The sequence below is a fragment of the Sedimentibacter sp. MB31-C6 genome (assembly GCF_035934735.1).
Classification (GTDB): domain Bacteria; phylum Bacillota; class Clostridia; order Tissierellales; family Sedimentibacteraceae; genus Sedimentibacter.
In genome coordinates this window covers 2,430,953-2,450,664 of the sequence record NZ_CP142396.1, presented here as the reverse complement: position 1 = coordinate 2,450,664, position 19,712 = coordinate 2,430,953, and the positions used below count along the sequence as shown (strand labels likewise).

Genomic DNA, 19,712 nt, shown 5'->3' with positions numbered 1-19,712 from the left:
GGTTATATATATGAAGACCTTAACAAAGAAAAATAACAAATCAATAAGTTATGCAAAATGGGGTTATATTTTTTTAATACCTTTTTTTACCATATATATTGTTTTCTCATTAGTTCCTATCGTTTCAACCATTTACTATAGTTTTTTTGAAAATTATATGAGTGGACTCAAACAAATCGGGCCAAGTTTTATAGGTCTAGAAAATTATAAATCAATTCTTTTCGAATCAGATTTGCCAAAATACGCCTTTAACACTCTCTTTATTTGGATAATAGGATTCATTCCACAGATTGTAGTATCTATGACCTTAGCTATATGGTTTACAAATATGAGATTGAAATTGAAATTTACAAGTTTTTTTAAAACTGTTATATATATGCCAAATTTAATTATGGCTGCTGCTTTTGCAATGTTATTTTGGGCATTATTTTCAGATATTGGACCTATTAATAATCTATTAATTGCACTTGGCTATGAGCCTTATAGTTTTATGTTAGAAATTAAAGGAACTAGAGGCCTTATTGCATTAATGAATTTTCTTATGTGGTTTGGTAATACTACGATTTTATTGATGGCTGGTATAATGGGAATTGATTCTTCCATATTTGAAGCAGCTCAAATTGATGGTGCCAACGCTTGGCAAACCTTCTGGCATGTCACTATTCCATCAATAAAACCAATATTAGTCTATGTATTCCTTACATCATTAATAGGTGGCATTCAAATGTTTGATGTTCCTCAAATTTTGACTAACGGAAGTGGTGGACCGAACAGGACATCAATGACCATGATTATGTTTTTGAATAAACATCTTTTTAGTAAAAATTATGGTATGGCAGGTGCTTTATCTGTTATTTTGTTTATAGTAACAGCCATATTAAGCGTTATCATCTATAATAATCTTACAGAAAAGGATTCTAATCTTAGTAATACAAGCATCAAAACAAAAGGGGGTGCAAAATAATGTCAATTCAAAAATTAAACAAAATTGTATGCTACACTATATTGATTTTACTTTCCATCCTGTGTCTCTTTTCATTTTATTTATTAATAGTAAATTCAACAAGGGTGCATTCTCAAATACAAAAGGGTTTTTCTTTTTTATTAGGCGGTAATTTTAAAGCAAATCTAAATAATGTATTGAATAATAAGGATTTACCCGTTATTAAAGGTATTATAAACAGCTTAATAGTTTCAGCTGCTACTGCAGCGTTAGCTACATATTTTTCTGTGTTAACAGCCTTTAGTATTCATACCTATGATTTTAAATACAAAAAACTTGCTTTTACCTTTATTATGATGATAATGATGATACCACCTCAAGTATATGCATTAGGATTTGTACGATGGATGGGAAAATTAAATCTTATGGATTCACTAATACCATTGTTTTTACCTTCTGTTGCCTCCCCTATTGTATTTTATTTTATGTTATCTTATATGCAAAGCAATCTTCCAAAAGCTGTTGTAGAGGCGGCCAGAATGGATGGTGCAAGTGAATTCAGAACTTTTAATCAGATTGTAATACCGATAATGAAGCCAGCCATTGCTGTACAAGCAATATTTACCTTTGTCAGTGCTTGGAATAATTATTTTATCCCATCACTGATAATAAGATCTGCAGAAAATAAAACACTACCCATACTTGTTGCTCAACTCAGAAGTGCAGACTATCTGAAATTTGATATGGGTCAGGTATATATGTTGGTTTTTCTAGCTATTATACCAATAATCATAATATATATAATCCTTTCCAAGTACATTGTTCGAGGTGTAGCTGTTGGAAGTGTAAAGGAATGATAATTTATGAAATACGGATACTTTGACAAAGAAAACAAAGAATATGTTATTACAAGGCCAGATACGCCAAAACCTTGGGTAAATTATCTAGGCTCTCCCCTATATGGTGCAATTATCTCCAATAATGCCGGAGGCTATAGTTTTGCAAAAAGTGGAGCAAAAGGACGTATCCTACGATATAGATTTAATAACGACGATAAACCAGGAAGATATATTTATATGCGAGAAGATTCTACAGGTGATTATTGGTCAGCAAGTTGGCAACCCGTAGGAAAAAACGAAGGATATAAAAGTTGCTGCAGACATGGATTAGGCTATACTTCAATAGAATCTGAGTATCAAGGTATCCTCTCTGAAACCACTTACTTTGTTCCTTTAAATCAAAACTATGAAATTTGGAAACACAGAATTAAAAATATTACAACTAAAGAAAAGAATATTTCAATATTTGGATATGCAGAGTTTACCAATGACAGTGATTATGAGCAGGATAGTGTAAATCTTCAATATTCTCAATTTATTTCAAAAACATATTTTAAAACAAATAAAATTGTGCAATCAATAAATGAAAATTCAAAGGGTTGTCAGTTTAAATCCTTTAGTCTTGTTGGTTCACCTGTAGTATCTTATACTGGTGACAAAAGAAGTTTTATTGGCAATTACGGCTCATATTCAAATCCTAAGTCTGTAGTTGAGGGGAAATGTGAAAATACACTAAATTACAATATAAACAGTTGTGGCGCTCTACATACACAATTACACCTCAATCCAGGGGAAGAAAAGGAAATTCTATTCATATTGGGAATGCAAAATGAAAATGAAGCTGATATAATTATTTCAAAATATAATAATTTTGCATTACAGAAAGATATTGACCTAAAAGAAATCAAAAAGTATTGGCATAATATACTAAAAAGATTCAAGGTTGAAACTCCTGACGAAAATTTCAACAACATGATTAATATATGGAATGCATATCAATGTCTCATTACCTTTACATGGTCAAGAGCAGCATCATTCATTTATTGTGGCCACAGAAATGGATTTGGATACAGAGATACAGTTCAAGATATTCAAGGAGTCATTCACCTCGCACCTAAAATGGCAAAAAAGCAGCTTATATTTATGATTTCAGCTCAGGTTGATAACGGTGGATGTCTTCCACTTGTAAAATACAATCATGCTCCCGGTTATGAAGATACTCCTGATAATTTCTCTTACCGAGCTGATGATGCGTTGTGGCTATTTCCCACTGTTAGAAAATTCATTGCTGAAACAGGTGATTTGAAATTTTTAGATGAGATTGTTCCTTATGCAAACAAAGGAGAAGACACAGTTTATAACCATCTAAAAAAGGCAATTGATTTTTCCATGAACAGATTAGGAACAAATGGCCTTCCTGCTGGATTATATGCTGATTGGAATGACTGTCTAAGATTAGGAGAAAACGGAGAATCCACCTTTGTATCTATGCAATTGTTCTATGCATTAAATATAATAAAGGAATTTGCTAATATAAAAAGGGATTATATTTATGCCAAATATTTATCAGAGCAAAAGATAAATTTATCAAGTAAAATTGATAACCTTTGTTTTGAAGAAGATAGATATATCAGGGGAATCACCGAAAACAATTTAAGGATAGGCTCCAAAAATAATAAGGAAGCAAGTATGTGGCTTAACCCGCAAAGTTGGGCTGTAATCTCAGGTTTAGCAGACAAAAACAAGACAAAAATAATATTGGATAATGTTTATACGAATCTTAATACTCCTTTTGGTGCAAAACTTATGACTCCTCCATACAAAAAACATGGTTTCCCAGGAGCATTGTCAATTGTATATAATCCTTCAACAAAAGAAAATGGAAGCATATTTTTACAGCCTCAAGGATGGCTAATACTTGCTGAAGCGTTGGCTGGTCATGGAAATAGAGCTTTTGAATATTATAAAGAAAGCTCTCCAGCTTATCAAAATGATATAGCAGAAATAAGAGAAATGGAACCTTATGTATATGGTCAATTTACAGAAAGCGTTGAAAGTCCATTTGAGGGACGCTCACATGTTCACTGGCTAACAGGTACAGCCTCTACTGTAATGGTAGGCTGCTTAGAAGGAATCTTAGGCTTACGTCCTGATATTAATGGATTACTGATAGAACCTTCAATTCCCAGCCATTGGAAAAATGTTAAAATCGAAAAAATCTTTAGAGGAAAAAAACTTATTATTAAAATTGAAAACAATGGCAAGGAATGCGTATACAAGGAAGTTTATTTAAATAATATTAAACTGAAAACCAATTATATTTTAGCAAATCAGTTAAAAGAAATTAATGAAATACTATTTATTATGTAAATTCAGGAGGAATGATTATGAGCGGCATTATTTTAAAAGATATCAAAAAAATTTATCCTGGAGGTGTTATAGCTGTCAATAACTTTAATCTAGAAATTGAAGACAAGGAATTTATGGTTTTGGTTGGACCATCAGGATGCGGTAAATCAACGGTGCTAAGAATGATTGCAGGTCTAGAAGAAGTTACTAACGGTGAATTATATATAGATGGACAGTTGATTAATGATATTGCTCCCAAGGATAGAGATATAGCTATGGTTTTTCAAAATTATGCTTTATATCCACATATGACAATTTATAAAAATTTAGCTTTTTCTTTATCTTTAAGAAAAGAACCTAAAAATGTTATTGATAAAAAAGTTAAGGAAACAGCGAAATTACTTGAAATTGAACATTTGCTTAATAGAAAACCAAAAGCTTTATCTGGCGGTCAAAGACAACGTGTAGCCTTGGGTCGCGCAATGGTACGGGAACCAAAAGCTTTTCTATTAGATGAACCTTTATCAAATCTTGATGCGAAACTACGTGCTTCTACAAGAACTGAAATTGCAAAACTTCACAAAAAAGTAGGAACTACCTTTGTCTATGTAACCCATGATCAGACAGAAGCCATGACTATGGCTGACAGAATTGTTGTAATGAAAGATGGTAGTATTCATCAAATAGGCAAACCACAAGAGCTATATGAATCTCCATGTAACATGTTTGTAGCAGGCTTTATTGGTACCCCTCAAATGAACTTTATTGATGCTATATTAGAAAAAAATGAAACAGGATATTATGCACTGGTTGATAATAGTAGGTTTGCATTATCTGAGGTAAAATACAAAAGTAATATTTTAGATGAATATATTGGAAAAAAGATAGTTCTGGGAATACGTTCTGAAAATATCATTGAAGTTAAAGACGATAGCACCCGAAGTGACGTTCTGAATACAACAGTTGAGGTCTATGAGCATATGGGTTCAGAAATTTATGCATATATGGACTATAGTAATCAGAAAATTATTGCCAGATTTAATTCAGAGGCTAGTTCCTCTATGAATGATAACCTAAAAATCACATTCAATCCTGAAAAAATACACATATTTGATAAAGAAACAGAAATATCATTATTAGAATTAAAAAGTCCCCAAAAAATTTAAAACATTTTTTTTGGGGACAGTGAAGTTCTTTAACTATGCCCTTTTTTTCAAAGTTACATTAGGTTCTGATGGTAATTTAAATAATGGAATAAATCTGTCCCATCCAGTAAGTGTCAATATTAAAATTGAAACTACAGCTATTATAGCCATAAAATTATATTTAATAATATCAAAAGTAACAAAATTATATAATGGATACACAGCATTTGCTATTCCTACATAAAATCCAATATATACATGCCACGGAATAAGTTGAGAACCAAAAACACCTAATGCATCTGAAAAAGTTGCATTTCTCAACCTCAACTTATACATATCTTCTTCACTAGCTTCAACATTTTCATCAGTTAGGTCTTTTATTATTGGACCTATTGTAACAATTTGAGCCATCTCATCTGCTAATGCGGCATTTCCTACTATTGATAAGATACCATTTGCAAACATTAATTGTCTTACATTTCTAGCAGTTTTCGCTATAAAGTCTGACAATGGTTTAAAGGCGTGCATTTTTGACATAATACCTCCGAAAGCACCTACCCACATCATCATAACTATTACCCATGATCCTGCATCTGCAAAACCAGTCATCATATAATCTAAAAATTCACGAATTGATGTAACTGTACCTGCAAATAAACCAAATAGCAATGAGGAAATAAGACCAACTCCTAAACAAGCTAAAGTTGGAATACCCTTTATAGCAGTAATTAATACTAATAGTAAAGGGATTACCATAAAAATAGGTACTCCGCTTTTTACCTGATTTAACAATTCAACTGCTGAAGGTCTTTCTACTAACAAATTATCAAAAACTTCCTGAGGAATCTCATTAATTGCATCAGTTGCATTACCAACATCAGCTGGAAAACCTAAGCTTACTAATAAAAAGCATATTGCAGCAATAACCAAACATATAAGTGCCCATGGACCTTGAGTTCTAATTCTATCTATTACTTGTACACCTTGTATTCCTGAACTAACAACAGTAGTGTCAGATATTAAACCAATATTATCTCCAAAACAAGCTCCTGCAGCTATAGCACAAACTGTAATAACAGGGCTTCCACCTACTATATGATTTAGCCATAAAAAAATCGGAGCGCAAGCTGCAAAAGTACCCCAAGAAGTTCCTGTTGCAACCGAAAGAATTGAAGCAATAATAAAAGCCGTTACTGCAACCGTTTTTGCAGATATTCCAAGTCCTAAAGCTAAATTGATTATTGCAGCTCCTACACCTGTTGACATAAAAGCTTCTGCCATAGCATAAGCTAACATTAAGATAAAAAATACTAATTGCATTTCTTTTACATTGTTAACTGCAGAATCAACTAGATCATTAAATTTGATCTTTTCTGTTATAGCAGCAATAATTGCTGCATAAACAACAGAAATCGGTGCTATTTGTAAAATATCAAGTCCTAACGTTCCCAAGTTGCTTGCTATCATTAATCCAGCCATTAGGAATACTGGTGATAACTTTAATAATGATGTCATAAATACCTTCCTCTCAAATTATTATGCAAAATATAATGTATGTTAATTAAATAATTAACAGATAGAATTGTAACATATCTATTTTGTAATTTCAAGCATAATAAATCTTGATATCTGGCTTTATAACTTAGAAAGGGCAACTAAAGCCTGAATTGTAATGGTTCGCCATAAGAATACATATAATATTTTTTGTTCGCAAATTAAAAATCAATACTGTATTTTTTTAATTTATTATACAAACTGCTTCGGTCTATATTTAAAAGTTTAGCTGCAGATGTTTTATTTCCATTTGTTTCTACTAGTGCTTTGATAATGTTTTCTTTTTCTACCTCTGAAGTAATACTATTTAAAGATACACTTTTATTTGCTAATTGCTCCTCTTCAGTTTCATATTTTTTATATATTTTAGATAATAAGAAATCAAAATGTTCTAGTTCTAATGGCCCTGTTCCTGCCATAATACAAGCGCGCTCTAACACATGTTGTAATTCTCTGACATTTCCTACCCATTCATATTCATTAAAAAGTGCATAAACATCTTTTTTTATTTCTGTTATACCTAATCCATAAGAATTATTTATTTTTTCTATAAAGAATTTACTAAGTAATTGAATATCTGCCAAACGTTCTCTTAATGGCGGTAGTTTAATTTCTATTACATTTATTCTATAATACAAGTCTCTTCTAAACAATCCCTTTTCAACTTGTTCCTCTATATTTTGATTAGTACTACAAATAACTCGCACATCAAGTTTAATAGTTTTTAATCCACCTATTCTTTCTATCTCACCTTCCTGCAATACTCTCAAAAGCTTTGATTGCAATGCAAGTGGCATTTCACCAATTTCATCTAACAATAGCGTACCGTTTTTAGCTAGTTCAAATTTACCCATCTTGCCATTTTTATTAGCCCCTGAAAATGAGCCCGGTTCATAACCAAACAGCTCTGATTCAAGAAGATCTTTAGGAATAGCGGCACAATTTATTTTTACAAAATTTTCATTTCTTCTGCTACTCAATTTATGAATGGCATTTGCAAATACTTCCTTTCCAGTACCTGTTTCGCCTGTAATTAAAACTGTTAAATTTGAATTCGCAAATCTTTGAACAGTTCTTTTAACATCCATAATCTTAGCAGAATTTCCAATTACCTGATCTATAGAAAATTTTTGTTTAGAGTATAATTCACATAACTTTTTCTTATACTCCATATTTTCCTTATTGAGATTTTCTATTTGTTTATGCAATTTAGATACTTCATTTAAATTATAGAATGTTGCTGAACTGATTACTCCCAAAAGTATATCATTTTCAAAAATTGGAATTCTATTGCATACTACAGTTTCACCATTTTTCATCGTGAACAATTTACCAATCTCTTCTTTCTTGGTTCTTAGAACACGAGGAATTTCTGAGTTATCTATGATGTCTTGTACATGTTTTCCGAGGAAATCATCCTCCTCTAAGTTTAATAGTTCTTGATAATTTTTGCTTAAAAACATTATCAAACCTTTTTCATCTGTGACAATGGTATAATACATTGATTTTATAGCGTAATATGGCAACTTCTTGTTATATCTCATAATATACTCCTTATCAATTGGTAGCAGAATAATTATAACACATTTTGCATTCTTTTTATATATCATTTTTTTATTATCTATATTGCTTGTATAGATAATAAACCTCCAATCTGCGAAAATGTCAGCTTAGAGGTCAGTATTATAAATATTTTGATAAAACATTAATTTGACTAATTTTTATATTTTTGTCATTTTATTTTGGAAAATTTGTTACTTTGGAGGTAGAACTATAGCTTCTCCGACTAAAACTTCAACATTATTTTGATTTTTACAACTTGTATTTAATAAAACTCTATTTTTATCTTTTAATATCTCTTTCACTTCAACACTTGCCGATATAGTATCTCCAAAATGCACTGGTGACAAAAACTTTAGTGTTTGTGATACATATATTGTTCCTGGACCCGGTAATTGCATGCCTATAACAGCAGATATTAAGGATGCTGATAATATTCCATGAGCAATTCTTTCCTTAAAAAATGTGTCTTTAGCATATTCATTATTAACATGAGCAGGATTTATATCGCCGCTTATTCCTGCAAATAAATATACATCTGTTTCTGTAATTGTCTTTGAATATAATGCTTTTTGCCCCACTATCAAATCATCTATTTTTAATCCAACCATAATTATTTACCTCTATCATTTATTAGTAAACTTTCCTTACAAGGCCTAAAATTTCTCTTGCTTCATCAGGCGTTGCTGCTTCAAGCCCTGCTTCTTCAAGCAATCTTTTTGCTCTAGCAACAAATTGTGCGTTTGATTTTGCTGGAACGCCTTTATGATACATTACATTGTCTTCCATTCCTACACGAAGATGTCCCCCCATTGCAATAGTAGTCATCATTATTGGCATGTGACCGCTTGCTATACCACAAGCTGCCCACGTTGAACCTTCTGGTATTATACTTTTTAAATAAACAAGATTCTCTATAGTACTAGTCATTCCTCCCGGACATCCAAGTACAAATTGAAAATGAAGTGGAGCTTTTAATATGCCTTTTTTTAAATAATATAATGCTTCATAAACCATTCCTGCGTGAAAAATTTCTATTTCAGGTTTAATTTTATGTTCTTGTAATGTTAAACCTAGTTTTTCTAAAAATTGTGGACTGTTTTCAAATATTGTCCTGTGCTGCCAATTTAATGTACCACAATCATAAGAAGCCATTTCTGGAAGTAGCTGCTGAAGAGGGTACATTCTTTCATCATCTTCAAAACCTACACTGCCTGAACTTGTTATATTTATGCAAATGTCACAGTCTTTTTTTGCTCTTATTAACTCCACTGTTTCCTTATATTTATTAAAATCTGTAGAAGGTGTTCCATCGTCATTTCTTACATGTATATGTGCTATTGCTGCACCAGCCTTCCATGATTCATAAACATCATCTGCAATTTCCTGTGGTGTAATTGATAAATTAGGATTCTCCTTTCTAGTTGGCCAAGAACCTGTAATAGCTACAGATATAACTCTTTTGTTACGCAAATCACTCATTATGTTTTCCTCCAATATTTCAATATTTATAACTTTTTTAAAGTCTATATTTATACTTAAGCAATATTTATGCCAGATTTGTTAACTTGCAGATTCACAACAATTAATGATTTGTTCTTTTCAAAACATTATGATACTGTAGATAATTTAATCAATTTTGTAGATTAAATAGATTAAATTATCTACACTTTTTTGCTGAAAAAATTATAAGCTTAGCTAATAGTCAACTTTTTTAATTTGGCATGTTAATTGCTTTTTAATATATCGTGAATTAAATTAAATTATATTGGAGGTATTTAATAATGAAAGTAGCAATTTACGGTTGCGGCGCTATGGGAACTGTTTTAGGCGCATTCTTAACAAAAAATGGACAGGAAGTTGATTTGATTGACAGTTATGTTGATCATGTTAATGCACTGAATAAAAATGGAGCACAAATTGTTGGTTGTGAAAAGCTCACTGTTCCAGTAAAAGCCATAACACCTAATCAAATGGAAGGAAAATATGATATAGTATACTTATTTACAAAACAGACATCAAATGCTGAATCACTTCCACATCTTAAAGAATTTCTTAAAGATGACAGCGTAGTTTGTACATTACAAAATGGAGTTCCAGAATATAGCGTGTCCGATTATATTGGTGGTAACAGAACTGTTGGTGGAACAGTCCTGTGGGGAGCTACTTTTGTAGGTCCTGGTGTTTCTGAAGTTACTCAAAATGTTTCTTGTGGAGATATATTATTTGATATTGGAGAAATTGATGGAAAAATAACGGACAGAATAAAAAAGGTATCTAAAGTACTTGAGCATATGGGTCCCGTAACCATAGTAGAAAATTTAATGGGTGCACGTTGGTCTAAATTAATTTATAACAGTTGTATGAGCGGAATGTCAGCAGTTACAGGTTCAATTTTTGGAGATGTGCTTGACAATCCAAAAGCAAGTGCTTGTTTAAGCTATATTGCAAAAGAAATAGTAGAAATCTGTGATAAGTCAAGTATTAAATTCGAACCTTCAATGGGTATGGATATGAGAGATTTTGGTATAGTTAATACTGAGGAAGATTTTATAAAATCACAAGAATGCTTCAAAAAATTCTACGCAGACAAAAGAACAGCTAAAGCTAGCATGCTACAAGATTTAGAGAAAGGGAAAAAGACTGAAGTTGATATGATAAACGGATTTGTTGTTGAGCAAGGCAAAAAACTTGGAATACCAACCCCTTTCAATGATATTGTAGTAAAAGTAATTAAAGGAATAGAAAACAAGGAACTTCCATTAAGTATGGAAAATCTTAGATTCTTCGAAATACCTAAATTTTAAATTAACAAGAGAAGTTAAAAATATCATTCAAAAAAAAGGAGAAAATATATGAATACTATTGCTGTTATTGGCCTTATTCTATCTGTAGTTGTTCTAATTATAGGTGCGTATAAAGGTCTTGGAGCATTGCCCCTTACTTTGCTTGCTTCACTTGTTGTAATAATTTCTAATGGAATCGATGTGTGGGAAGGCTTTGCCACTCACTATATGCAAGGTTACACTGGAGCTTACTTAAGTTATTTTTTACTATTTGCTAGTTCTAGTTTATATGCAGAGTTAATGAATGTTTCTGGTTGTGCTACTTCTATCGGTTACCAGTTTATCGATTGGTTTGGTAAAAAGAAAGTTCTTCTAGTATGTACATTAATAATAAGTGCACTTACCTATGGAGGTGTTAGCTTATTTGTTGTAGTTTACGCTGTTGCTCCTATTATGTTTTTATTGTTCAAAGAAGCTGATATACCACGTCACCTAACTATGGCTTGTTTGATTACAGGTTCAGCTACTTATACAATGACTACTATGCCAGGATCAACTGCTCTAACAAATGTAATACCAACTCAATATCTTGGTACAACTCTCACAGCTGCACCTATTATGGGAATTATCTGTACGTTAGCTTTATTTTCATTAGCTATGCTTTATATGAACTATTCAGAAAAAAAAGCAAGAAAAAATGGAGAGCATTGGTCATCTCCTGAATTTGCTTTATCAGGAGATTCTAATAAATACGAGATTAAGGATCGAAATTTATTACCATCTATATGGAAATCATTTATTCCTATGATTTCTCTCGTACTTATTATTATAATAGGAAGTCGTTTTGTTAAGAACTCAACCATGCTTGCTACTCTTGCCATGCTAATAGGTGCTTTTCTTACTTTTATAATAAATATTGACAGGTTTAAAGATAAGGACATAAAAGCACTCATAACAAAAGGATTAGAAGGTGGTATTAGTGGCATTGGCGGCTTAGCTGGCGTTGTTGCATTTGGTACTGTTGTTCAAAACTCTGTTGCATATGTTAAGATTGTAGAATGGGTATTAAGTCTCAACCTTAATACATATGTACAAGGTATAGTAGCTACCATGGTTGTTTCTGCAGTTACAGGTTCTTCGTCAGGTGGTCTTAAAATTATGTACAGTTCATTATCAGAGGTTTTCCTAAACTCTGGTGCAAATTTCGAAGTACTTCACAGACTGACAAGTCTCTCAGCAGGAGCATTAGATACACTACCTCATTCACCAGGATTGTTCTTAATGTTTGCAGTACTTGGTCTTAACCATAAAAGTGCTTATAAACATGTATTAGCATGTAGTGTATTAATACCTTTAATTGTTACTTTAGCTGCGACCTTCATGGCTGTTGTACTACTGTAATATTTAAAAAAAATTTACAAACGAAACATTTAAACCAAAGACTGACCTTTTTCAAACAGTACTGTTCGAAAAAGGTCAGTCTTGTTGTAGGTGAAATTAAAAATTAAATTGCCTGTTTTAATATGTCAGATTTTATAGTATAATGTGGTTATTATTTACATAAACGGAGGACTAAATTGAACTACATCAATCCATTGGGAGAAGAAAAAATTTCAAAGCTTTTAATTAAATTTTCTGTGCCTGCAATAGTTGGCATGATGATTAATGCTTTATATAATGTTGTTGATAGAATATTTATAGGAAATAGCCCCGAACTTGGTACTGACGGAATAGCAGGAATAACTATAGGTTTTCCAATTATGATAATATTTCTAGCAATGGGAGTTTTATTCGGTGTCGGAGGTGCCACCAACTTCTCTATGAATTTAGGAAGAAAAAATTATGAAGAAGCTGAAAATACTCTTGGCAATACCTTTGTAATGCTTATTTCAACCGGATTTTTACTCATGGCAATAGTGCAGATAAATTTAAAACCTATACTTCTTTTATTTGGAGCCAGCGAAGCAATTCTTCCCTATTCAATGGAATACATGAGGATTATTAGTTTAGGAGCACCCTTCCATATTGTCAGCATCGGTATGAATCATTTAATACGTGCTGATGGAAATCCAAAATTAGCAATGTACACAATGTTTTTAGGAGCAGGAACTAATATTATTTTAGACCCTGTATTTATTTATGGTTTTAGAATGGGTATGAAAGGAGCTGCATTAGCAACTATTATTTCACAACTACTTTCATTTTTATGGGTTGTTTCATATTTCATTGGTAAACAAAGCAGAAATAAATTAAAACCTAAATACATGAAGCTTAAGTTCAATTTAGTAAGCAAAATTACTGTATTGGGACTCCCAGGGTTTTTGCTACAATTAGCATCAAGTCTTTTAAATGCGACATTGAATAAAAGCTTATTTATATATGGCGGAGATATAGCCGTTTCAGGAATGGGCGTAATAAACAGCATACAAACATTGCTTATTATGCCTATTATTGGCTTGAATCAAGGTGTTCAGCCGATTGTAAGCTTTAATTACGGAGCCCAAAAATATGATAGAGTTAAGGAAGCAATAAAATTAGCCATAAAAGCTGCAACCATAGTTGTAACTTTTGGATTTTTAATTACCAGATTGTTCCCTGTTCAGTTAATTTCATTGTTTAATAGAGACCTGGATTTAATTAAATTCGGACGCTCGGCAATATTTGCTTGGTTCTTATGCTTCCCAGTTGTAGGCTTTCAAATTATTGCTGCAAACTTTTTTCAGGCAATAGGTAGACCAAAGTCCTCTATGTTTTTAACACTAACAAGACAATTGATTCTATTAATACCAGCAATTATAATATTCCCAAAATTATGGGGCTTAGAAGGACTTCTATATGCTGCTCCTTTCGCGGATTTTTTTTCATTTTTGTTAACAGCTACTTTCTTTTATTTAAGTATAAAGAAATTGTAAACAATTTAATCAAATTGTTTACATACTTCACTTAATTCTTCATTCTTCAAAAATTGGCAAAGATTCTAAAAATATTATATCATTTCGCTTAGATGCTTTTCCTTCTGCAAGTATTGCAGCCTTTGCAGTAACAATTCCCCCTGCGGCTTTAACCAATCTTTCAATCGCTAATAAGGATTCGCCTGTACTTATAACATCATCTATAATTGCTACCCTTTTACCTTTCAACTCTAAAGCATCTTTTTTATCTAGTACTAATACTTGTTTCTTTTGTGTGGTTATTGATACTACTTCATCAATAATTGGCGACTCCATATATGGTTTTATGCTTTTACGAGCAACTATATATTTTTTCATATTTAATAATCTTGACATTTCAAATGTCAATGAAATTCCTTTTGCCTCTGCAGTTATTAAAATATCAACATCAGGCATTATTTTGACAATTTCCTTTGCACAAGCACATATAATTTCTGTATCTCCTATTATAACAAAGCTAGCTATACTTAACTTGTCATTAATTCGAATAATAGGAAGTTCTCTTTTTACTCCTGCAACCTCTATAGAATATTTTTTCATTCATACCGCTCCTAATTTCAATTCAATATACTTATATTACCAAATATTACAATCTTATTCAATTAATAATTTTAAAACAACAAATCCTTGAGATTTATTAACCCAAGGATTAGCTTCGTCAATATCATACCTTACCTGAAATCTTACTCATCAATATATTTTAGCACTCAAAGACCATTCGTAATATTTACATTATTGCAGACCAGGTAATAACATATTCCCATTCATCTGGTAAATTAATATTTTTTATTTCCTGCCAATTTCCATCTAACCCCAACTCATTAGCAGTAAGCTCAAAATGACACATTGCAATCCCAATATCATTTTTTTGTATATCATAATTGGCTACTCCATAACCCTTTGTTCTACAAAGATAAAAATGATATAAATTATCATCTCTTATAATTCTCCATGGTTTTCTATTGTTAGCACCAACGACTGACCTCATTGCAGATTCAAAGATTCTAAGTTTACCTTTCTTGTAGCCAACAGGTGAGACTATAGTGATATATTCATTATCTTGTAGATTTATACGCAATAAAAAATCTTCTCGTTTAAATGTGCCACCTAACCAACAAGTCTGAATACCTAAATCAGTTGCAAATAAAATTATCTTCTCAAACAAATACCCAAATGCAACTACATCCTGATTATCATTATTAATAATTCCCACAATAAACGAATTTACCCCAGAAATAACTCCATATGTACCGAGTTTTTGAGTTGAATTATTAAATTTATTATTATAAATCTAGCCTTGTCTTTTGATTCTAAATTAATTTCTTCAATATACTTATTTAATTTTTGAATAATCTCTTCTTCAATACCCCGCGTATCGTATGTCCTGCAGGATGTTCTCATTTTAATTACATCTGTAATTGGTTTCAGAAATTTCATTACTTCTCCTTTATATAATTTTTCCTTCTTCATCAAGTTGAGTAAAACGTGGACATCCATCATTATAGTTCTACTATTATTGGTTCGTGATTAGTTAAAGGAAGAAATATATTCATTATATCTGATGTTTTGATTTTTAATGTGGATGTATTAATGCATGGATGACATGCAAAATATTCATCTTCTAAAACAGTCTTGTCTATTACTAATTGAACATTATTGTCCATATCATACATCAATCCAAATATACTTAGTGAACCCGGTGTTATATTCAAAAATCGCTCCATATATACGCTATCTGCGAAGGAAAGTCTGGAGCTATTTACTTGCTTAGATAAATTTTTAGTAAGAAATTTTTTATCTGCTGGCATTATAAGCATATAAAATTTTGTTTTTTGTGCATTGCAAAGTAACAGGTTTTTACTCACCTTTACATCTAGTGCCTTTTCCACCGCTTGCAAATCCTCCATTGTCATTGCTTCTTCGTGGTCTATACCTAAAAATGGTATTTCTAATTTTTGTAAAACTTCATATGTATCTAATTCCTTTCGAATTCTGTTATTATCTGGCTTTGAATCGAATAGCCTTTCATATTTATCCATTACAATCTCCCCAACGAAATGATAAAAATATTCAGTGACTTTTCCATGAAGGCACATTTTCTGCACTTCAATTAAGTAACTTTTATTGATATTTTTATCATATTTTTTAAAATTATATCATCTATATAGAAATACTTCAAATAATAACCAATAAAAAAGAGCTGTCCCCGATTAGTCGAATTCGGCCGAAAAAGGACAGTCTCCATTTGGTTGGTTTATAGTTCTAATACTCTGTATAGTATTACTGCCATTTCAGATCTTGAAATGTATGATTCAGGGTTAAGATTCGAATTATTTCCTTGTATTATACCTGCCTTAACCAATGTTGCAACTGAAGTAACAGCATAATCTGATACTGAATTTCTGTCTTTAAAAGCTTTTAGGTCGCCGTCTTTTCCTGTAGATAATTTTTTACCTTGAGTTTTCAATGCTCTATCTACAAGAACCATTGCATCTTCCCTTGTTATTCCCTCCTTAGGCATGAATAAATTGTCATAACCTTTAGCGATGCCTAGGGACTTTGCAGTTGCTATTGCTTTATAATAGTAGCTGTCTTTAGGTACGTCACTAAAGTTGCCTCTAGTATTAGCACTTAAATCCAATGCTCTGTACAACATCAACATAAAATCTCCCCTAGTCATATTTTGTTCAGGTCTGTAATTACTATTTCCGGTACCATTTACTATGCTTTGTTCGAATAAATAATCAATTTGAGAAGCTGCCCAAGCATAATCCTTAGTTACGTCCTTGAAATACAATGAGCCTTCTGTTTCAGGCATTGATATAACTTTTAGCTTCACAGTTCCTGTAAATGAATCACCATAAACGTTATAACCGGTATAATCAATGTTAACAGTACCATGATAATCCCTATAAGGTACAAATGTTACATTCATTAAATAAGGTTTACGGTCATAATAATATTTTGTTCTTGTGGCTACTGCTGAGTCATATTTATTTGCTGTTATATATTTATAATATAATTTGCCATTTTTAGTAGAAGGCAAAGAAAACCTAACATAGTCTAATTTTTTGCCAGTTGCATTTTTGCTTGCTTTATTAAAATCTTCATCGTCAAAAGTAATATTTGTATCTTCTTTTGTGGAAATTTTAATTGCACTTGCAACCGGAATTTCTTCGTCAACGGTAATTTCAACTGCACCTGTATAGAACTTATCCCTACTGTTATAACCTGTATATAATATTTTAAATGTACCTTCGTAATCCGTATTCGGAACAAATGTGATATCATCTAAGTCACGTTCATAATATTTTGCACTACTGGTTACTTTTGAACTGTATCTTGTATCTGATGAATAATTTTCATACATTACTCCATATGTAGAAGAAGGGATTGCAAACTTGATATAATTAAGATCATTTCTCGTATGTTCCCAGCATTCATCGACAAAATCATCTGCATCAAAATTCAAAGGAGTATATGACCCGGTTTCATAATTAATATCATCAGCATCTGTAACAAGCCTAGTTACATTTATTTCAACCTCTCCTGTATATGACTTCCCATCGTCATTATAACCAACATAAGAAATTGTTATGGTACCTCTATAATCTGTATATGGAACAAAAGTAATTTTATCTAAATCCCTTCTGTAATATTTAGTAGATTCAGAAACCCTTGATTCTGAAGAAGAACCATAGTTTATATAAAGTCTTCCCCTTGATTTGGACGGAAGCTTAAATTTAACATAATCCAAAGTTTTCCATGTAGTTTCTTTGCATTCTAAAGCAAAATTATCTGAAATAAAATTTACAGGAACATTTTCATAAGTAGAATATTTTATCAAATCTGCATCTATTGGTTTTTGAGTATACGTTATTTCAATTTTGCCGGTAAATAGATTTCCAGCCTCATTATAACCCTCATATGCAATACTGAATGTTCCGTAATAATTAGAATATGGGACAAAGGACATTTTAGGAATATTTGTTTTATTGTAACCTTTTCCGGCAACAATCAAAGTACCATAAATATCAGGCGATGTATAATCTATATAAAGTTTGCCTGTTGAGGATGAAGGAATGTTTGGGAAAATAATATAATCCAATTTTCCACCTACTGTTTTTGTACAAGCATTTACAAAATCATTTAAATTAAATTCAAACAATTCATCCTGTACTAAACTATATTTAGTAACTTCTGCTCCAGGAGTATCAATTTTAATACTTAATTTTACACTGCCATATTTTCTTTCATCCTTGTCATAAGCTGTAACAGTATATTCTGTTGTTCCCTTTAACAATGGTTCAAAAACTAATTTGCCTAAATCAATATCACGAATGCTTATTTTAGTATTTGATGTATAATTATTTCCTCCAAATATTAAAGTTCCCAAAGAACTATTTGATGCTTTGCCTATGGAAATCCATCCTATATCTTTTCCATCATTAGTTTTATATATGTTTGTAAAATCTACATCATCAAAGACAATTTTCTTTGGAATGTTTATTGTCTTAGATATGTTTCCGGAAAAAGTAGGTGCACTTCCTCTTTTAACATAAATATAATACTGGGTGTTGTATCTTTTTGCATCTGCTCTGTCAACATAAGAATAAGAAACATCCATTATCACAGATGGTCCGTCAACTAAAGCTTTAGAGCCGGAGTCTGATGGAAATGACAATTCAACTAACTTGAATTTTGAGTCATTCGTATATTTAATGTCTTTTAATTCAACACTTTCAGCTTCATATCCATATGGTAGTGTTATTTTTACCTTGGTTCCATCAATTACAATATTTTTAGCTTTCGAATGAGTCATTGACTTAATAATCAATTCACCATTGTCATCGGCATACACTAAGTTAAATGGTGTTAATAATGATGAGGTTATAAATAACAATGCAAGCAGTAATGAAACAATTTTCTTGAAATACATTGCTACATTGGCAGTTTTAATTATATTTTCCATATCTACTCCCCTTTACATGCTTTTTAATGCAATTTTATAACAATAATTATATAAACTTTGTCGTAAAATGTATTAAGCCACCATCATCTTTGAAAACTTTATCAAATTATTTATCATATATATTTATGTATATGATTATTTTTTTACGATGCTTTCTTCAACAAAGTCAATAGGAACATCCATTCTCTTAGCTGTTTCTTCTGCTGTAAGTCCACTCTTTAAAAACCGCTTGCACACTGCATCCAAATTTTCCCCAACTTCTATAATATGTTTGTCCAAATCATAGAAACGAACTACTCTTTGTCCCCAACTATGTTCTATAACAGGATGCACATATTCAATAAATTTAAGATTATTTAATTTTTCAATAAAGTTATCAAAATCATCTTCTTCAAAATATAATTCAGTGTCATTTCCGCTAAAAACAATTTCATTGTCCTTCTGAATAAAATTCTTCCAGCTGTCTATCGTCTGCAGAGCAACACCACCAGTTAATGTAACATTAGCTCCAAAATCCATAACAACCTTTAATCCTAAAACATCTTTATAGAATTCTTTTGATTTTTCAATGTTAGTTACAACCAATAAAGGACTTTTAAATTTCATGATACCT

General features: G+C 31.4%; 17 protein-coding genes. 7 read left to right on the top strand and 10 right to left on the bottom strand.

Translation table 11 applies throughout. The annotated features are described in order from the left end of the window. Nucleotides 1–10: 10 nt before the first annotated feature. From U8307_RS11555 to U8307_RS11540, 4 genes are read left to right on the top strand one after another with little or no spacing between them, the layout of a single operon-like run. Nucleotides 11–964, top strand: coding sequence for a carbohydrate ABC transporter permease (locus U8307_RS11555; RefSeq protein WP_326908040.1), 954 nt, complete (start codon nt 11–13; stop codon nt 962–964). After that, nucleotides 964–1,800, top strand: coding sequence for a carbohydrate ABC transporter permease (locus U8307_RS11550; RefSeq protein ID WP_326908038.1), 837 nt, complete (start codon nt 964–966; stop codon nt 1,798–1,800). The genes U8307_RS11555 and U8307_RS11550 overlap by 1 nt, the downstream gene beginning before the upstream one ends. 6 nt (nt 1,801–1,806) lie before the next feature. Beyond that, a complete protein-coding gene (locus tag U8307_RS11545) occupies nt 1,807–4,152 on the top strand; it encodes a GH36-type glycosyl hydrolase domain-containing protein (RefSeq protein WP_326908036.1) in 2,346 nt (781 codons plus the stop codon). Nucleotides 4,153–4,169: 17 nt separating this feature from the next. Beyond that, the gene (locus tag U8307_RS11540; RefSeq protein ID WP_326908034.1) at nt 4,170–5,297 is read left to right on the top strand and encodes an ABC transporter ATP-binding protein; all 1,128 of its coding nucleotides are present in this window, start codon (nt 4,170–4,172) and stop codon (nt 5,295–5,297) included. A gap of 33 nt (nt 5,298–5,330) precedes the next feature. Here U8307_RS11540 and U8307_RS11535 read toward each other — a convergent pair whose 3' ends face one another. The 4 genes from U8307_RS11535 to U8307_RS11520 form a co-directional block, all read right to left on the bottom strand. Then, nucleotides 5,331–6,791: a Na+/H+ antiporter NhaC family protein gene (locus U8307_RS11535; protein WP_326908032.1), complete on the bottom strand. Its 1,461-nt coding sequence runs from the start codon at nt 6,789–6,791 to the stop codon at nt 5,331–5,333. 200 nt (nt 6,792–6,991) lie between these two features. Beyond that, a complete protein-coding gene (locus tag U8307_RS11530; protein ID WP_326908030.1) occupies nt 6,992–8,374 on the bottom strand; it encodes a sigma-54 interaction domain-containing protein in 1,383 nt (460 codons plus the stop codon). Between the two features lie 210 nt (nt 8,375–8,584). Next, complete coding sequence (locus U8307_RS11525; RefSeq protein ID WP_326908028.1) at nt 8,585–9,001, bottom strand: MaoC family dehydratase; 417 nt, start codon at nt 8,999–9,001, stop codon at nt 8,585–8,587. Between the two features lie 22 nt (nt 9,002–9,023). Next, a complete protein-coding gene (locus tag U8307_RS11520; protein ID WP_326908026.1) occupies nt 9,024–9,872 on the bottom strand; it encodes a 3-keto-5-aminohexanoate cleavage protein in 849 nt (282 codons plus the stop codon). 302 nt (nt 9,873–10,174) lie between these two features. Here U8307_RS11520 and U8307_RS11515 point away from each other — a divergent pair, with 302 nt between their 5' ends. The 3 genes from U8307_RS11515 (at nt 10,175) to U8307_RS11505 (ending at nt 14,088) form a co-directional block, all read left to right on the top strand. Next, nucleotides 10,175–11,197, top strand: a complete 1,023-nt coding sequence (locus tag U8307_RS11515) for a ketopantoate reductase family protein (RefSeq protein ID WP_326908025.1) — start codon at nt 10,175–10,177, stop codon at nt 11,195–11,197. A gap of 48 nt (nt 11,198–11,245) precedes the next feature. Next, nucleotides 11,246–12,577 (top strand): GntP family permease, encoded by a 1,332-nt coding sequence (locus U8307_RS11510; protein ID WP_326908024.1) that lies wholly within the window; start codon nt 11,246–11,248, stop codon nt 12,575–12,577. Between the two features lie 176 nt (nt 12,578–12,753). Then, nucleotides 12,754–14,088 (top strand): MATE family efflux transporter, encoded by a 1,335-nt coding sequence (locus tag U8307_RS11505; protein WP_326908023.1) that lies wholly within the window; start codon nt 12,754–12,756, stop codon nt 14,086–14,088. 39 nt (nt 14,089–14,127) lie between these two features. Here the strand turns inward: U8307_RS11505 and U8307_RS11500 are convergent, their stop codons facing one another. The 6 genes from U8307_RS11500 to U8307_RS11475 all read right to left on the bottom strand — a co-directional run bounded on the left by U8307_RS11500 (nt 14,128) and on the right by U8307_RS11475 (nt 19,705). Beyond that, nucleotides 14,128–14,667, bottom strand: coding sequence for a phosphoribosyltransferase family protein (locus U8307_RS11500; RefSeq protein ID WP_326908021.1), 540 nt, complete (start codon nt 14,665–14,667; stop codon nt 14,128–14,130). A 187-nt stretch (nt 14,668–14,854) separates the two neighbouring features. Beyond that, the gene (locus U8307_RS11495; RefSeq protein ID WP_326908018.1) at nt 14,855–15,340 is read right to left on the bottom strand and encodes a nitroreductase family protein; all 486 of its coding nucleotides are present in this window, start codon (nt 15,338–15,340) and stop codon (nt 14,855–14,857) included. 11 nt (nt 15,341–15,351) lie between these two features. Beyond that, entirely contained in the window at nt 15,352–15,564 is a 213-nt protein-coding gene (locus tag U8307_RS11490; RefSeq protein WP_326908016.1) for a nitroreductase family protein, read from the bottom strand. A 62-nt stretch (nt 15,565–15,626) separates the two neighbouring features. Next, entirely contained in the window at nt 15,627–16,166 is a 540-nt protein-coding gene (locus U8307_RS11485; protein ID WP_326908014.1) for a prolyl-tRNA synthetase associated domain-containing protein, read from the bottom strand. A 215-nt stretch (nt 16,167–16,381) separates the two neighbouring features. Continuing rightward, entirely contained in the window at nt 16,382–19,099 is a 2,718-nt protein-coding gene (locus U8307_RS11480) for an S-layer homology domain-containing protein (protein ID WP_326908011.1), read from the bottom strand. A 135-nt stretch (nt 19,100–19,234) separates the two neighbouring features. Beyond that, complete coding sequence (locus U8307_RS11475) at nt 19,235–19,705, bottom strand: VOC family protein (RefSeq protein WP_326908009.1); 471 nt, start codon at nt 19,703–19,705, stop codon at nt 19,235–19,237. Nucleotides 19,706–19,712 lie beyond the last annotated feature (7 nt).

Bases quoted from the DNA above. Each gene is read 5' to 3' on its own strand.
- U8307_RS11555 (WP_326908040.1), top strand. From the start codon at position 11: ATGAAGACCTTAACAAAGAAAAATAACAAATCAATAAGTTATGCAAAA.
- U8307_RS11550 (WP_326908038.1), top strand. From the start codon at position 964: ATGTCAATTCAAAAATTAAACAAAATTGTATGCTACACTATATTGATT.
- U8307_RS11545 (WP_326908036.1), top strand. From the start codon at position 1,807: ATGAAATACGGATACTTTGACAAAGAAAACAAAGAATATGTTATTACA.
- U8307_RS11540 (WP_326908034.1), top strand. From the start codon at position 4,170: ATGAGCGGCATTATTTTAAAAGATATCAAAAAAATTTATCCTGGAGGT.
- U8307_RS11535 (WP_326908032.1), bottom strand. From the start codon at position 6,791: ATGACATCATTATTAAAGTTATCACCAGTATTCCTAATGGCTGGATTA.
- U8307_RS11530 (WP_326908030.1), bottom strand. From the start codon at position 8,374: ATGAGATATAACAAGAAGTTGCCATATTACGCTATAAAATCAATGTAT.
- U8307_RS11525 (WP_326908028.1), bottom strand. From the start codon at position 9,001: ATGGTTGGATTAAAAATAGATGATTTGATAGTGGGGCAAAAAGCATTA.
- U8307_RS11520 (WP_326908026.1), bottom strand. From the start codon at position 9,872: ATGAGTGATTTGCGTAACAAAAGAGTTATATCTGTAGCTATTACAGGT.
- U8307_RS11515 (WP_326908025.1), top strand. From the start codon at position 10,175: ATGAAAGTAGCAATTTACGGTTGCGGCGCTATGGGAACTGTTTTAGGC.
- U8307_RS11510 (WP_326908024.1), top strand. From the start codon at position 11,246: ATGAATACTATTGCTGTTATTGGCCTTATTCTATCTGTAGTTGTTCTA.
- U8307_RS11500 (WP_326908021.1), bottom strand. From the start codon at position 14,667: ATGAAAAAATATTCTATAGAGGTTGCAGGAGTAAAAAGAGAACTTCCT.
- U8307_RS11490 (WP_326908016.1), bottom strand. From the start codon at position 15,564: ATGAAATTTCTGAAACCAATTACAGATGTAATTAAAATGAGAACATCC.
- U8307_RS11485 (WP_326908014.1), bottom strand. From the start codon at position 16,166: ATGGATAAATATGAAAGGCTATTCGATTCAAAGCCAGATAATAACAGA.
- U8307_RS11480 (WP_326908011.1), bottom strand. From the start codon at position 19,099: ATGGAAAATATAATTAAAACTGCCAATGTAGCAATGTATTTCAAGAAA.
- U8307_RS11475 (WP_326908009.1), bottom strand. From the start codon at position 19,705: ATGAAATTTAAAAGTCCTTTATTGGTTGTAACTAACATTGAAAAATCA.